Annotated in this window: 15 protein-coding genes; 13 read left to right on the top strand and 2 right to left on the bottom strand. The window is 55.2% G+C overall.

All coding sequences use genetic code 11. The features are described from left to right. Positions 1-92: 92 nt before the first annotated feature. Complete coding sequence (locus VQ830_RS13045) at positions 93-728, bottom strand: GntR family transcriptional regulator (protein WP_438617843.1); 636 nt, start codon at positions 726-728, stop codon at positions 93-95. A gap of 345 nt (positions 729-1,073) precedes the next feature. Here VQ830_RS13045 and VQ830_RS13050 point away from each other — a divergent pair, with 345 nt between their 5' ends. The 10 genes from VQ830_RS13050 (at position 1,074) to VQ830_RS13095 (ending at position 9,718) form a co-directional block, all read left to right on the top strand. Beyond that, positions 1,074-2,201, top strand: coding sequence for a BMP family ABC transporter substrate-binding protein (locus VQ830_RS13050; protein ID WP_337268551.1), 1,128 nt, complete (start codon positions 1,074-1,076; stop codon positions 2,199-2,201). A 24-nt stretch (positions 2,202-2,225) separates the two neighbouring features. Further along, entirely contained in the window at positions 2,226-3,356 is a 1,131-nt protein-coding gene (locus tag VQ830_RS13055; RefSeq protein ID WP_337268552.1) for an ABC transporter permease, read from the top strand. Continuing rightward, the gene (locus VQ830_RS13060; RefSeq protein WP_438617846.1) at positions 3,356-4,279 is read left to right on the top strand and encodes an ABC transporter permease; all 924 of its coding nucleotides are present in this window, start codon (positions 3,356-3,358) and stop codon (positions 4,277-4,279) included. The genes VQ830_RS13055 and VQ830_RS13060 overlap by 1 nt, the downstream gene beginning before the upstream one ends. 12 nt (positions 4,280-4,291) lie before the next feature. Next, positions 4,292-5,308 (top strand): formamidase, encoded by a 1,017-nt coding sequence (locus VQ830_RS13065; RefSeq protein WP_337268553.1) that lies wholly within the window; start codon positions 4,292-4,294, stop codon positions 5,306-5,308. Between the two features lie 10 nt (positions 5,309-5,318). After that, positions 5,319-6,020, top strand: a complete 702-nt coding sequence (gene biuH, locus VQ830_RS13070; protein WP_337268554.1) for a biuret amidohydrolase — start codon at positions 5,319-5,321, stop codon at positions 6,018-6,020. A gap of 11 nt (positions 6,021-6,031) precedes the next feature. Next, positions 6,032-7,582 (top strand): ABC transporter ATP-binding protein, encoded by a 1,551-nt coding sequence (locus VQ830_RS13075; RefSeq protein ID WP_337268610.1) that lies wholly within the window; start codon positions 6,032-6,034, stop codon positions 7,580-7,582. Next, a complete protein-coding gene (locus VQ830_RS13080; RefSeq protein WP_337268555.1) occupies positions 7,582-8,262 on the top strand; it encodes a cysteine hydrolase family protein in 681 nt (226 codons plus the stop codon). The genes VQ830_RS13075 and VQ830_RS13080 overlap by 1 nt, the downstream gene beginning before the upstream one ends. After that, positions 8,255-8,596 carry a cupin domain-containing protein gene (locus tag VQ830_RS13085; RefSeq protein ID WP_337268556.1) on the top strand — a complete coding sequence of 114 codons (342 nt, stop codon included), beginning with the start codon at positions 8,255-8,257 and terminating at the stop codon, positions 8,594-8,596. The genes VQ830_RS13080 and VQ830_RS13085 overlap by 8 nt, the downstream gene beginning before the upstream one ends. Positions 8,597-8,991: 395 nt before the next feature. Beyond that, positions 8,992-9,345, top strand: coding sequence for a hypothetical protein (locus VQ830_RS13090; protein WP_337268557.1), 354 nt, complete (start codon positions 8,992-8,994; stop codon positions 9,343-9,345). A gap of 133 nt (positions 9,346-9,478) precedes the next feature. Continuing rightward, positions 9,479-9,718: a hypothetical protein gene (locus VQ830_RS13095; protein WP_337268558.1), complete on the top strand. Its 240-nt coding sequence runs from the start codon at positions 9,479-9,481 to the stop codon at positions 9,716-9,718. 270 nt (positions 9,719-9,988) lie between these two features. On the opposite strand, the gene VQ830_RS13100 is transcribed toward VQ830_RS13095, so the two are convergent. Then, complete coding sequence (locus tag VQ830_RS13100) at positions 9,989-11,029, bottom strand: class I SAM-dependent methyltransferase (RefSeq protein ID WP_337268559.1); 1,041 nt, start codon at positions 11,027-11,029, stop codon at positions 9,989-9,991. Positions 11,030-11,315: 286 nt separating this feature from the next. Here VQ830_RS13100 and VQ830_RS13105 point away from each other — a divergent pair, with 286 nt between their 5' ends. The 3 genes from VQ830_RS13105 (at position 11,316) to VQ830_RS13115 (ending at position 15,342) form a co-directional block, all read left to right on the top strand. Beyond that, on the top strand, positions 11,316-13,223 hold the full coding sequence (locus VQ830_RS13105; protein WP_337268560.1) for a putative bifunctional diguanylate cyclase/phosphodiesterase: 1,908 nt from the start codon (positions 11,316-11,318) through the stop codon (positions 13,221-13,223). A 271-nt stretch (positions 13,224-13,494) separates the two neighbouring features. Continuing rightward, on the top strand, positions 13,495-14,502 hold the full coding sequence (locus VQ830_RS13110) for a taurine ABC transporter substrate-binding protein (protein ID WP_337268561.1): 1,008 nt from the start codon (positions 13,495-13,497) through the stop codon (positions 14,500-14,502). 51 nt (positions 14,503-14,553) lie between these two features. Next, positions 14,554-15,342, top strand: coding sequence for a taurine ABC transporter ATP-binding protein (locus VQ830_RS13115; protein WP_337268562.1), 789 nt, complete (start codon positions 14,554-14,556; stop codon positions 15,340-15,342). Positions 15,343-15,379: the final 37 nt, after the last annotated feature.

Consider the following 15,379-nt stretch of genomic DNA (forward strand, 5'->3'; position numbering starts at 1 on the left):
AGCCTAGCGCCAACGATCGCTGGGACGGCAGCTCAGCCGCTTTGAAAGCGGAATGAGCACGTCGCGCACCTGTCTCGATGCAAGATGAGCAACTAGTTCTTGCGACCCAACTTGTCGTGCGCGGCAAAGACGGTGCTGGCATCGCTGACGATTGTCACATGTGCATAGGCCGCCTGGCCGGCAGCCATTGGATCCGCCCTTAAGATAGCGTCTACAATCTCGTCGTGCTCCTCATAGGATCTGGCGAGGCGCGTCGGTAGCCTGAACTGAGCGCGTCTAAAAGGAGCAAGCCGCGCTCTCGTTTGCGTTACCATGTCGAAGATGTGATCGTTGCGAGCACCCCGGTAGATGCGGGTGTGGAAAACGGTGTTATAGGCGGCGTAATCTTCAGCCGCTCCGGACCGAACAAGGGCAAGCGAATCGTAATGTTCCCGCTGCAGCAGCTGCCGCTCGGCGATCGTCATGCGCTCGGCGGAAAGTCTGGCGCACATAGCCTCCAACTCGGCCATTGCCTCAAACATTGAGTGTAAGTGCAATTCGCTGACATTTGTGACGACCGCGCTTCGGTTAGGTTCACGCTCGACCAGCCCCATCGCGCACAACTCACGTAGGGCTTCTCGCACAGGCGTGCGCGAGACTGCAAACTTTGCTGCCAGGGAAATTTCATCCAGCTTTTCGCCTGGGACCATAGCGCCGGTGATGATCATGTCGGCCACGGCCCGGACCATCTGCTCTACAGTGGTTCCTGGTCGTAAAACCTGCTTTTGGCCCGACTGCTTCACTTCTGCCCAACGCTATTTTCTGGATTCTTCTCTACAAATGCCTTTCCCACGTTTTGAAGTCAAACCCGGTTGTACGCCACTTCCAAAAGCACAATCCAAGCGCAGCGACCGCACACAGGAAGCTGCACAAAATTTCATCGCACTGCTTTAAAACTGTATGCAGTTTTGAAGGTAAGCATATTCCATTTTGGAAAGAGACGTAAATTCAACCGTTTGCGGTCTGGCATGCACATTGCTTTAACATTTGCGTAACCCATTCGAGCACGGCCTTGCGCCGCTAGGAGCAATCCGATGACCAAACTCCTTCCAATGAACCGCCGCCATTTTTTACAAGCGTCTGCTGCCGGTGCAATGACCACGCTGGCCTCTGGTCTTCTGGTTTCCCCTGCTGCGGCTGAGACGGCGATTACCGTTGGCTTCATTTATGTGGGGCCAAAGGATGACTATGGCTACAACCAGGCACATGCCGAAGGCGCTGCCGTGGTAAAGGCAATGCCGGGCGTCACGGTCGTAGAAGAAGAAAATGTCCCCGAAACGGTCGACGTCCAGAAAACCATGGAGTCGATGATCAACCTCGACGGCGCGACGCTGCTCTTCCCAACCTCGTTTGGCTATTTCGATCCGCATATGCTCGCGATGGCGGCCAAATATCCGAAGATCGAGTTTCGTCACTGCGGCGGCCTGTGGACGCAAGGCAAGCACCCGATGAATACCGGCTCGTATTTCGGCTATATTCATCAGGGTCAGTTCTTGAACGGCATCACGGCCGGATATGCTTCCAAGACCAAGAAGATCGGTTTCGTCGCCGCGAAGCCCATCCCGCAGGTCCTGCAGAACATCAATGCCTTCCTGCTTGGTGCGCGCTCGGTCGATCCGGCGATTACCTGCCAGGTCATCTTTACCGGTGAATGGTCCCTTGCCGTCAAGGAAGCTGAAGCGACGAACGCGCTTATTGACCAGGGCGCCGATGTCATCACGTGCCATGTGGACAGTCCAAAGGTCGTCGCTGAGACCGCTTCCGGACGCGGTGCCTATGTCTGCGGCTATCACGCCAACCAGAGCGCCCTTGCGAAAGATAAGTATTTGACGGGTGCCGAGTGGGCTTGGGGCAATGTTTACACGAACTTCGTGAAGGCTGCTCAGAACGGCGAAAAGCTCGGCAACTTCGTCCGCGGTGGCTTGAAGGACGGCTTCGTCAAGATGAGCCCTCTTGGACCGGCCGTGTCGGAACAATCACGAGCAAAATTCGATGCCACGCTCGCCGAAGCCATGGCAGGAAAACTTTCCGTCTTCAAGGGGCCGCTCAAAGACAACAAGGGCAACACGGTCATTCCGGAAGGCAAAGCCTATCCGGAAGACGCGATCGACCTTGAGAGCATGGCCTATCTGGTTGAGGGAGTGGTCGGATCGACCTCCTAAAGATAACATAAGGGAGAAGAGGTCATGACGATCGAAGCAAATAGCCGCGAAGTTTCCGTGGCCGTAAAAGGCAACCCCTCATTGAGGCCGTTGCTGGAATGGATGGCGAGACGGTCCGAGCCTGTCGTCATCATCCTCGTTTCCGTTTTGATTGGCCTTTCTCTCTTCTCCTTATTTATCCTGACACTCGGCAAGTCACCACTCACCCTCTTTCAGTTGATGTATACCGGCGGCTTTGGCAGCTGGTTTTCAATTCAGAACAGTCTGTCGCGCGCAGCACCGCTGTTGCTGACGGGGCTTTGCGTCGCGCTCCCTGCGCGTCTTGGACTGGTCATTATTGGCGGAGAAGGTGCGGTGGTGCTCGGCGGCACCGCTGCAGCAGCGGCGGCAATGCCCTTCGTCAATGTTGTTTCGCCCTATGCCGTGCTCGCGGTGATGGCGCTTGCTTCCATCCTGGTCGGCGCCATATGGATCGGCTTTGCCGGATTTCTGCGCCAGTACCGAGGCGTCAACGAGACAATCTCGTCTCTTCTTCTTGCCTATATCGCCATCGCGCTCATGAACCAGTTCGTTGAGGGCGTGCTGCGCGACCCCGCAAGTCTTAACAAGCCCTCGACCCGGCCGCTACCGGCTGACTATATGATGGGCAACATCCCTGGCATGGACGTCCACTGGGGCTTGGTCATCGGGCTCATTGCCTGCATCCTGTCGTGGATACTCATCGAAATGACAAGCTACGGGTTTGCTGCCCGCGTGGCTGGGGGAAATATCCGGGCGGCGCAAATCCAAGGGCTGCCGGTCGGCAAACTGATCGTTGGTTTCACGGCACTCGCCGGTAGTTTTGCAGGCCTTGCCGGCATGGTCGAAGTGTCCGCTGTTCAAGGCAGCGCGAACGCCTCGCTTGCCGCGGGCTACGGGTATACCGGGATCCTCGTTTCGTTTCTTGCTCGGCACAATCCGTTGGCAATCATTCCCGTGGCAATTCTGCTCGGTGGCATCGATGCGGCTGGCGGTCTTATCCAGCGTCGCATGGGACTTCCCGACGCGACTGTCCTGGTGCTTCAAGGTACGCTCTTCATCGTTATCCTGTTCTGCGAAACGCTCTACGGCCGCTTTAAAGTCTTCAACCCGGATCTGTGGAAAAGGAGCGCCTGATGGATAGTGGATTGGGCCTTTGGGGCGTGCCGCTTGCTATCTTTGCCGGTGCAATCCGCGTGTCGACGCCCTTCATTTTCGTTTCGCTCGGCGAAACGATTACCGAGCGCTCGGGCCGCATCAATCTCGGCCTTGAGGGCACCTTGGTCTTCGGCGCCATGACCGCCTATGCGACGGCGGTCATCACTGGTTCGCCGATGCTTGGTGTTCTTGCGGCGATGGCAACGGGCACGATCTTCGGGCTCGTTCACGGCTGGATCTGCAAATTTCCGAAGGTCAACGACATCGCAATCGGGATTGCAATGATGCAATTCGGGCTCGGCCTCGCGTTCTTCCTCGGGAAATCTTTCATTCAACCCGCGGCACCGAAACTGGCGTCCATTCCGCTGGGATCCTGGTCCAGCAGTCCGCAGGTGCAGGCAGCGCTGAATATCAACATCCTGTTCTTCATCGGTGCGGCATTGGCAGTCTTTCTTGCATGGGCGTTCCGAAACACGAAGGTCGGCCTTATCCTGCGCGTGGTCGGTGACAGCACGGACGCAGCGCGCGCTATGGGCATCAACCCCGACCTCGTACGTCTGCTTGCAACTGCGGTGGGCGGGGCGCTCGCGGCAATAGGCGGTGCCTATCTTTCCTTATATTATCCAGGCTCATGGAATGAGCGAATTTCTTCCGGACAAGGGTTGATGGCGGTTGCCCTGGTGATCTTCGCACGCTGGAATCCGATCGGTTGTTTTCTAGCGGCTCTTCTCTTCGGAGGCGCAGGAGCACTTGGACCGGCACTGCAATCTGTTGGTGTCACACAAGGTTATTATCTGTTCTACGCAGCTCCTTATGTGCTCACGCTGGCGATCTTGATCGCAACCTCCTCGCCCAACCGATCGCTCGCCGGTGCGCCCGGCACACTCTCACTCACGAAGTAAGGGAGACTTCACATGAACGGACTTGGCGGTCTCAACAAATCGGAGCATGGCGTTGGCATAGGCCTCGTTCAACTTCAGCTTCCTGTCACAGTCACAAAACAGGATCTTGCGAGACAGACACAGGTGATTGTGGATCTTGTCGGCAAGGCACGACGCAATCAGCCCGGCATGGATCTCGTCGTTTTTCCCGAATATGCCCTTCACGGTCTTTCCATGGATATCAATCCGGAGATCATGTGCTCGCTGGAAGGTCTAGAAGTCGCAGCCTTCAAAAAGGCCTGTAAGGACAACCGGATCTGGGGTTGTTTTTCGATCATGGAGGCCAATCCCGATGGCATGCCATATAATTCAGGTCTGATCATCGACGACCAGGGAGAACTGAAGCTCTATTACCGGAAGATGCACCCTTGGGTTCCGGTGGAGCCTTGGGAACCAGGCAATATCGGGATACCCGTCATCAACGGGCCCAAGGGTGCAAAGCTTGCGCTGATCATCTGCCACGACGGGATGTTTCCAGAAATGGCACGCGAATGCGCCTACAAGGGCGCAGAGATTATGATCCGCACCGCTGGATATACGGCGCCCATACGGGAAAGCTGGAAATTTACCAACCAATCCAACGCCTTTTGTAACCTGATGGTGACGGCCAGTGTGTGCATGTGCGGCACGGATGGGACCTTCGACAGCATGGGCGAAGGCATGATCTGCAATTTCGACGGTTCGATCATCGCCCATGGAACCTCAGGGCGTGTCAACGAGATCATCACGGCTGAAGTGCGCCCCGACTTGGTTCGCGAGGCTCGTATTGGCTGGGGCGTCGAAAACAACATCTACCAGTTCGGCCATCGCGGCTATGTCGCCGTCGAGGGCGGCGCGGGCGATGCTCCTTACACCTACATGCACGACCTGATTGCCGGCGAATACAAGCTTCCGTGGGAAGATCAAATCAAGGTCACCGACGGCACGTCCTGCGGGTTCGAGCGCCCGACCCGGCGGTACGGGCAAGTTTTGAAGCCTGCCGCGGAATAGGAGCAAACAAATGGATGCGATGACGAATACCAAAGGTCATTACGTGGATGCCGATCCCTATTCCTGGCCCTATAACGGCGATCTACGCCCAGAGAACACAGCACTCATCATCATCGATATGCAGACGGACTTCTGTGGTAAGGGCGGATATGTCGATCACATGGGCTACGACCTCTCGCTCGTTCAGGCTCCGATAGAACCGATCAAGGCGCTCTTGGCCACCATGCGTGCCAAGGGCTACCACATCATTCATACGCGCGAAGGGCATCGTCCCGATTTGGCCGATCTGCCCGCGAATAAACGTTGGCGCTCACAGCGTATCGGTGCGGGCATCGGCGATCCCGGCCCCTGCGGGCGCATTCTCACCCGTGGAGAACCGGGATGGGATATCATTCCAGATCTTTACCCGATCGAGGGGGAAACGATCATCGATAAGCCTGGCAAGGGATCGTTCTGTGCGACCGATCTCGAGCTTATCCTTCATCAAAAGCGGATCGAAAACCTTATCTTGACGGGCATAACCACCGATGTATGCGTGTCCACGACCATGCGCGAGGCGAATGACCGCGGATTTGAATGCCTTCTTCTTGAAGATTGCTGTGGGGCGACGGACTACGGCAACCATCTGGCAGCGATAAAAATGGTGAAGATGCAGGGCGGCGTGTTCGGCGCGGTTTCGAACTCAAAGACAGTCGCGAGCCAATTGCCATGAAGCGATCTGCTGTGAATGTCATCCGCGATACGCCGCTTCCCCAGGCTGGTAAGGCCGTTGGTATCGAAACGCACGGAATGACGATGCAGTTTGGCTCATTCACGGCACTCGATGATGTCTCCATTGAGGTGGCGGCTGGTTCGTTTCATGCGCTGCTTGGCGAAAACGGTGCTGGAAAGTCGACGCTCGTCAAATGCATCATGGGCTTTTATCAGCCAACATCCGGTTCGCTTTCGGTGGATGGCAAGGAAGTTGTCATCGGCTCGCCGCGCGATGCTGCTCTTTATGGACTAGGCATGGTCTATCAGCATTTTACGCTGGTCCCGTCGCTGACCGGCGCCGAAAATCTTGTCATCAGCCGGACGGATGTTCCGACGGTCATCGACTGGACGAAAGAGCGCAAGGATCTCGCCTCGTTCATGGAAAGAATGCCATTCAAGATTCCGCTCGATCGGCCGGTGTCCGAACTTGCCGCCGGCGAAAAGCAGAAGCTCGAAATTCTCAAGCAGCTCTATCTCGGCAGATCTTTTCTTGTGCTTGACGAGCCGACCTCAGTTCTGACGCCTGCAGAAGCCGATGAGATGTTGGGTTTAGTCCGCGGCATGACAAACGCCGGGCAACTGACGGTCCTTATGATCAGCCACAAATTTCCCGAGGTGACGAAATTCGCCGATACCGTCTCCATTCTTCGACGTGGAAAGCTGGTTGGCAAAGGTAAGGTCAGCGAGCTTTCAACCGCGGACATGGCCTCCTTTATGATTGGCGACGTGAAGCTTGCGGAAATCGATAGCCGCAAGGCGGTGCCGCAGGAAAAGCGCCGTGTCCTCGAGGTGCGAGGAGTAAAAGCTGCCGATCGCTCCGGATTAAGAACAATCGAGATCGAAAATCTTGCGGTCCATGCTGGTGAGATCGTGGGAATTGCCGGTATCTCGGGAAATGGCCAGAAAGAACTTGCCGAGATTTTGGCTGGCCAAAGACCGACGAAAGCCGGACATGTGCTTGTAAACGACGTGCCCTACGGCGCCACGCGTCAAGAAACACGCCGGAACCATGTTCGTTTCATTCCGGAAGAACCGCTTCATAACGCATGTGCGCCGAATATGACGGTGAGCGAAAATCTTGCCTTTCGGACTTTCGATCTGAACGCGGACGGCAAGGATGCGATTTGGCTGTCGAAGTCCCGAATGAAATCGCGAGCAAGCGCATTGATTTCCGACTTCAAGGTCAAAACAGCCTCTTCCTCCTCGCCGATCGCCGCCCTGTCGGGAGGCAATGTCCAGCGTGCCGTTCTGGCCCGCGAACTCACTGGTGAAGTTGATCTTCTAATCGTGTCCAATCCGTGCTTCGGCCTCGATTTTTCGGCCGTCGCAGAGATCCGCGCCCGGATTATGAGGGCACGCAACGCTGGCACGGCGGTGCTGCTTATTTCGGAAGATCTCGACGAGCTTTTGGAAATGTCTGATCGCATTATGGTGATCTCGGAAGGCAAACTTGTCTATGAGACCCCGGCGCGCGGCGCCGACATAGGCGTCATTGGATCTCATATGGCCGGACATCATTGATGGAAACGAGTGTCATTAACATCAATGCAGCCCCCTTCCCTTTCGCGGCAAAGGCGGAGGCGCTCGCTCTGATCGTTATCGATATGCAACGCGACTTTGCCGAGCCAGGAGGATTTGGGGCCAGTCTTGGCAACGATGTGAGCCGCATCGGCAGGATTGTGCCCGACGTCAAGCGTTTGATAGAAGGTTTTCGTGCAGCTGGACTTCCTGTGATCCACACGATGGAATGTCATCGGCCCGATCTGTCCGATTTGCCCTTAGCCAAGCGCGATCGAGGAAACCCAAGATTGAGGATCGGCGATGAAGGTCCTATGGGCCGTATTCTCATTGCGGGTGAGCCGGGCACAGCGATCCTTCCTGAATTGTCACCGACCCCGGGCGAGGTCGTGATCGAAAAGCCGGGCAAAGGCGCCTTCTACGCCACAGAGCTCGACAGGATCCTCCAAGCCCGCGGCATAAGGCAACTCGTCTTTGCCGGTGTTACCACGGAAGTTTGCGTTCAAACGACGATGAGAGAAGCGAACGACCGCGGCTATGAGTGCTTGCTCGCGGAGGAGGCGACAGAAAGCTATTTTCCGGAATTCAAAGCCGCGACGATTGCCATGATCCGCGCGCAGGGCGGGATTGTCGGCTGGACGGCCCGTCTCGACGATATACTGAAAGGAATTTCCCTTGCCTGAAACGACTTATCACTCGCTTCTCGCAGATGGCTGGAAGACACTTGAATTTACGGCCTTTCGGGGAAACGTGACGATCCATTGGATCCGTCAGTTCTTAGATGATCAACCGGGTGTCGCCCTTTTGAAATACGAGCCTGGCGCGTCTGTCCCGCGCCACCGTCACGAAGGCTTGGAAACGATACTCGTTCTGGATGGGGTTCAGTCTGACGAAAGCGGTGATTATCCCCGCGGCAGTTATGTCGTCAACGCGCCAGGCACCGAACATTCTGTATGGAGCAAGACGGGATGCGTTGTGTTGATCCAATGGGACCGCCCGGTCACTATCCTTGAGTGATAAGCCATAATCGCATGTCGCAGATGCCTTAGCCGGCGGCACGATAGACGTCGAGGCCCTGTGCTCAGCACGACAGCACGCGTGTCCCCTTGCCGCGTACCTTCTCCCCTGTCGGCCTGATGCCATATAACGAGAGCAGGCTAAACAACCTGTTCACAACAATCTGCCAGAGCTGCGCTTTTGCGCGAGACCTAAACGAAGTTTCGCGCGTGGAGGCAAATGCAACCTGTCTTTTGGGAGCGGCTGTCTTAGATAAGGTGCAGGCGCCCTGCCGATGAAAAGGAGTCTGGATCGGCAAAAGAGCTGTCTTCCGGGCAATCCAACTTTGGTTCGGTCGCTTGAACATGGCAACGCCCATCGGTTCAAACCGAGATGAGCGTTTACGGAAGCGATGAATGGACTATCAGGTAATCACCTTTGGCTTGTCGGACTATGTTTCCCAGGAGATCATCGGTGCCGCCACCCAACTCGGCGTCATGTTGTCGCCACCCCACGATATCGAAAGCTTTCGCGATGTGATTGCCGGTGCGGGTCCAATCCTTGGGACCATCATCGATATCAGAAGCAATCCCAGTATGATGCTTGATGCTATCGAGGCCTTTGGAGCTTTGGGAATACCGACTGTCATCGCCCTACATCGTAGCTATGAACGTCGCGGCACCGAAGCTTACATTCTTTCGCAAGATCCAGCAGAGTTGAAGACGATTTTTCAAGTCTTCTGGAATGAGGATCGAGGGATCGTTCATTAGAAACACACACGTGAAGCGAGCTCTGGATTGACGCTTACAGCTCGCTGAAACTTATGGACGGGCAACACAAACGCTTCACAGGGCACGCTCAATGTGTTTCTAGCGATACCGCATGAATCACAAAGGGATGCCTATGAAAATTCTGAAGTTCTTGTTCATCATCGCGATCGCGGTTGTCGCGACCTGTGGTTTTCGCTGGTATCGTTACGTGACCAATACGCAGAGCCCATATGATGAAGTCGGCATCGAATTGAACAGCCGCATGCCAACACCGATACGCAAGTGGGGCTGCAGCCAGTTGCAAAGCACGTTTGGTCAAATGTTGCCGCCCTATGGCTGTCAGGCAGGAGCGGACAATCGTTCTTGGCTTTAACGCAAAGTCGGGTCTTTGCTCGGCCGGCGCCTAAGTCTTTCATGCGGCGACAAGCGATTTCCCCACGCCGCCTGCTCACGTAGGGTCTCAGACCCGTGGGTTCTTCTTTATAACCGGAGAAAGCTCGCAGAGACGGTCTGCGAGCCAATATCAGTTAAATCCCAAGGCGTCGCTTTTCAGCCTTTTAGGGGATTAGGCGTTCGGTTTCCCGTTTTGGCGGCATTGGTACCGCCGATCCAGAACGCTCCGGCTTCAGCGAAACGACAGGTCCTATCCTAATTTTTTGATGGTGCAGTACAGGATGTTCCTGTTGCTCCCGAACCAGACCGTCGTTTCGACCTTTTGCCCTGCTGAAGCGCTGTCAGCCAGGCGCAACATGTCGGCTTCCGAACGCTGCAGGAGCTCCCAATTCATATATGACTCCATGTACCCATCGTCGACCATTTCGTCTGAGAAGTTGGCGAAGAGGAAGACGCCGCCGGGCTTCAGCATATCAAGGCAGATTTCAGTGAGGCGAACAGCGACCTTGTCACTCAGATAATCGTAGAGGCCCGCAGCATAGACGAGATCAAACGTTCCGAGCTCATATCGATGCGCCAGCAGGCCCCGCACTGAACCGTCGATTGCCTCGACCGAGGTATCGCGAAATTGAGAGGTGATCGAGCCGAGGCTTTGGGGGTCTTGATCCAGAGCGACCCATCTTTTCAGTCGGCCCTCGGCAAGTGCTTGCGATTTTTCGGCCTCTCTTAGATGACCCGCTGCGATTGCAAGGACTTCGGTTTCCGTTCCTTTCATCTCTGCTACCTTATCGACGTATGTCGTCAGAATGTCCCGTCTCTCGCGCACCGCGACGGGACCGGGTGCATTGATCGTATGCTCAAAGATGGAAAGCCCAAGTTGCGTCGAGCTGGCGACTTGGGCTGCAACGGCAGGATGTCCGTATATGAAGTCGATCAAGCTGGCATCGCCAGAATAGCCTCTCGGCTTTTCAAAGGACCAACGCGTGAATGGGCATTGCTGAAGGATTTGCGCTGAAGAGTGCGCTTGGATGATCGGGATGAGCTTGCGCCAGACAAGCGGACCAAACTTGTGCCTTATCTGATGAAGTTGCGATATAAGCCATTCAACCACTTCAGGCTTATCTTTACCTGTTTCTAAGCGTTGCATGGCAATATTGATGACGATGACGAACTCTGCTTCGGCAGTTGGGAGATGGTCGTCGTTGTCTTGATCTGAGGAAAATAACTCTTCGTTGACGGACTGCGGCATAATCAAACTATAACCGTCGGGAGAGAACTGGGGGCGGGCCACGGATACCTCATTGGTTGTAAAAGATTTTAAACATTTATTAAAATCTTTTCGAATCCAATTAACGTCAAGCGCCACCGATTAAAAAATTTCAACGTGAGATTTATAAAATATTAGTAACATCTACAGAAACAAACGAGAGGTTCACGCCCGCTTTGGCGTTACTGGTTGAACAGTGGCCGGTACCGCGATATCTCCCTGGTTCTGGCGGTCTGCGCAGTGCGATTGCTACAATAAGTTGGGTGACAGGGGCATGATGCGCATGTTAGCCGAGACTACAGTCGCTAGCATGACGCTGACTCCAGAGCAGTTGCGTAGTCTCTACAAGCAAGAAAGCGAAGAAGGCCGCAAAAGCGCGACCCGGAGCGGTCTGCGTACTGCTGTGGCGGTATATCTTGCCTATTCTGTCACGGACTATCTCTTTATCGGCGATGTCGCCAAATATACCGTCGCTGGTCGTTTCATCGTTGGCATCCTCGCGCTCCTCTTGCAGGAAGTATTGCTTTATCGCAGGGCCAAGGCTGATGTCGTTGATATAGCTGCTGCAGCATCCGTCTTGGCGGCATATGTGGTCTGGCTCGTCACCGGCCAAATGACCGTCTATCGAGATGCTTTTTCCTACTACATGGTTTTTGGCGCCATCTTCATGATGAGCGTCAATTTGTTCTTCAGCTTTCGATTTCCCGTTGCCGTCGTCGCATCGGCAACGAACATGCTGATCTTCATCGGCGCGCTTTCCCTCTTCGTGCCGATGTTGCCCCTGCACAAGCTGATTTTCGGAGCCTTTTGCATCTCCTGCTTCATTTTCACTGCCTATGTGAACCTGCAGCTGAACAGGGAGCGCTATAAGGTCTTTCTCAATGCCCTTGAAGCGAACATGCAGCAGGCTGCCGCAGAAGAAAGAGGCAAGGCTCTCTTACTTCTTTCCAACACGGACTCGCTCACTGGCCTCGAAAATCGGCGGGCAATAGACGAGCGCCTGCGTGACCATTGGAACCGCTGGCAAGATCATGACGTGCCCTTTGCCGTCCTGCTCATCGATGTGGACCATTTTAAGCATTATAACGACTGTTATGGCCATCAGGAGGGCGATCAAAGCCTGATCGCCGTCGCCCAACGTCTTCAAGATGTTGTCCGGGCCTTCGATGCTGTGATCGGCCGCTATGGCGGAGAAGAATTTATCGTCCTCATGCGAATGAGAAACCCGCAGGGCATGTCTGAGATTGCAAGGGCGATCTGCGCGGCGGTCCGCGAGCTTGCTTGGCCCCATGAGCACAGGCGAGATGGTACGAGCGTTCTGACCGTCAGTGTCGGCGTGTCTTACACGCGAGATGGGATCCGGCAGGTCGATAAGGTCGTTCACGAAGCCGATCGCGCGCTTTATGCCGCCAAGGCAGCTGGTCGCGATACATTTGTTGTCTACAATCCGGACGAACTCGTAGAGCGGGACGAGAGCGAAGATATTGCCGCCACACTCAAGATCGCGCTTGAACGTCAACTTGTCTCTCTTGTCTACCAGCCGATCCGAAACGTCCAGACTGGTAATACCGATGCTGTCGAAGCTCTCATGCGTCTGAAGATGTTGGACGGCACCTTAGTTCCCCCCGACACGTTCATACCCATCGCGGAAAGAACCGGGATGATCGTGCAACTCGGCCGCTGGGCAGTGCGGACCGTTTGCCGTGACCTCCTGGCAACCGGTATGGTGGAGGTGGTGAGCGTCAACGTATCTCCGATCGAGTTCAAGATGCCTGGCTTTGCCAGCTATGTTGCGGCAACGCTGGCGGAGTTTCACCTCGTCGGCTCGCGCCTCGCGTTTGAAATCACCGAGGGCGTCGAACTTGAGATCGATCAGGATGTGGTTCGCTGCATCAGCGATTTGAAACGATTGGGCGCTCAGGTCTGGCTCGATGACTTCGGGACCGGCTTTGCCGGATTATCCTGGCTTCGCCTGATTGAGTTCGACACGGTCAAGATCGATCGCTCCTTCCTCCACGACGCGCAGACGGAAAGGGGTCGAAGGCTTTTGCTCGACATCATCAGCCTCCTGCGTAATCGTGGGGCGCGGATACTCGTCGAGGGAGTCGAGACGAACGAGCATCAAAAGCTGATGCAGCAATACGGTATCCACCAAATCCAAGGATACTATGTCGGAAGACCCTCACCCGCGGCCCACCTTGTGCGGAACGTCCTATAAGAAGTGTCAGATTCGACGGAAAATTTCGAAGAGCAAGGACTGCCAAGGCGAGCTATTCTTATGAACCTTCAAGCGGAATGGTGAAGCATCCTCCGAGCATAATTTCAGCAAAGCGCGTTAGTTGCCTGCTCAAGATAACCGCGCACGACGCTAAACCTTCTCTCATGAGCAAGATAATTAGAAAATAAAATCTACTGATTTAGTAGTTTTACTGCCAGTCTTTCAACAAGCGTCGCCAAGGTGGCTGACGGCAAAGGTTGAGGGACAAGTCATGCAATTCAAAACCCTGATGGTGACTCTCGGGTTGGCTCTTTCCACAGTGTCTGCGGTTCAGGCTGCTGACGAAAAGAAGGTCGTCATTGCCTATCAAACAGGTGCGGTGCCGTATCTCGTTGGAATTGCCAACGGCGAGCTCGCAAAGCAGACCGGCTGGAACATTGAGTTCAAGCGCTTCAACTCCGGCGCCGATATCTTCGCGGCAATCGCTTCCGGCGATGTTCAGCTGGGCGATGTAGGCTCAAGCCCTTATGCTGCCTCGGCGAGTAAGGACCTCGACGTCAAGGGAATCTACATCACGGCTGGGGCGGGCGATAGCGAGGCCTTGGTGGTAAGGCCGCAGATACAGTCATCCGCTGACCTCAAAGGGAAGAAATTCTCGGCTGCGCCGGTATCGACCGATCACTACCAATTGCTGGCTTATTTGAAGCAGGAGGGTGTGAGCGAGAAGGATGCGCAGGTCATCGCCATGCCGCAGCCGCAAATTGTTGCCGCCTGGAAACGAGGTGACATTGACGGCGCTTTCGTCTGGGACCCGGCGCTGAGCGAGCTGAAGAAGGACGGAAAAGTTCTCGTCACATCGGGCGAGGTGTCAAAGCGCGGAGCACCTGTCTTCAGCGCCTTGGTCGTGACCGGCGACTTCGCCAAACAGAATCCTGAATTTCTGACGAAATATGTCGGTCTGATCGATAGGTATTACGTTGATTTCGCAAGCAATCCCAAAAACTGGGATGCTGCCTCCGACAATATTAAAGCAATCGCAAAGCTGCAGGGTGGCACACCTGAGGAAAATGCGGCTTGGTTGAACTCAACGGTCGTCGTGCCTCTTAATCAGCAAGTCACGGCATCCTGGCTCGGTGCTGGCGACCAAAGCGGCGTTGCGAAGACTTTAAAAGACACGGCTACTTTTCTGAAGGACCAGAAGAAAATTACAGCGGTGAAGTCCAGCTACGCGAACTTCGTGGACCCGCAATATGCGGCTGCCGCGCTCGCTTCAAACTGATTGGACGAACTCGGCGGATCGACCGGGTCCGCCGCATTTTAGGATAGTGCCATGCTCCAAGTTCGAAATGCCACAGTAAGGTTTGACGCAGCTGACGGCTCAAGCGTGCACGCGCTTGATGCCGTAAGTTTTGACATTCCACCGGATGCCATCGTCGTGGCGCTTGGTGCCTCAGGCTGTGGGAAATCGACCCTCTTAAACGCCATGGCAGGTTTCACGCCGTTAAGTGATGGCGAGATCCTTCTGGATGGAGCCCCCATTTCAAAGCCAGGCGGCGACCGTGGCGTCGTATTCCAGAAGGACACGCTTCTTCCCTGGGCAACGGTCCTCGACAACGTCGCTCTAGGTCTGCGCTATGCAGGTGTCGATAAAAAGGAGCGGCACAGGAAAGCGCGCGATCTTCTCGCATTGGTCGGGCTGGACGAGTTTGCTCAAAAGTTTCCATACGAACTGTCCGGCGGCATGCGCCAGCGTGTCGGTATTGCAAGAGCGCTTGCGACAGATCCGAAAGTTCTTCTTATGGACGAGCCATTCGGCGCCTTGGACAGTCTGACGCGCGAAACAATGCAGCAACTGCTTGCGTCGATTTGGGCAAATACGCGCAAGCAGGTGTTTTTCATCACTCATGCAATCGAAGAAGCACTGACCTTGGGCACGCATATCCTTGTGATGTCACCGCGGCCCGGCCGCATCGTCGCACGTTATGAGGCAGATTTTGTCCGCCGCTTTGCGGCAACGGGTGACATAGGACCCATCCAGGCGGATCCGCAGTTTGTGTGCCTGCGCGAAGAGATCCGTTCCATCATCCATAGCCCGGCCCCGAGCCGCCGCGCCGCCTGATTTAGTCGCCATGTCAGCCTGTATTCGTGATCAAGGA

The organism is Oryzifoliimicrobium ureilyticum, assembly GCF_037199735.1.
In the GTDB taxonomy this organism is placed as follows: domain Bacteria; phylum Pseudomonadota; class Alphaproteobacteria; order Rhizobiales; family Rhizobiaceae; genus Rhizobium; species Rhizobium ureilyticus.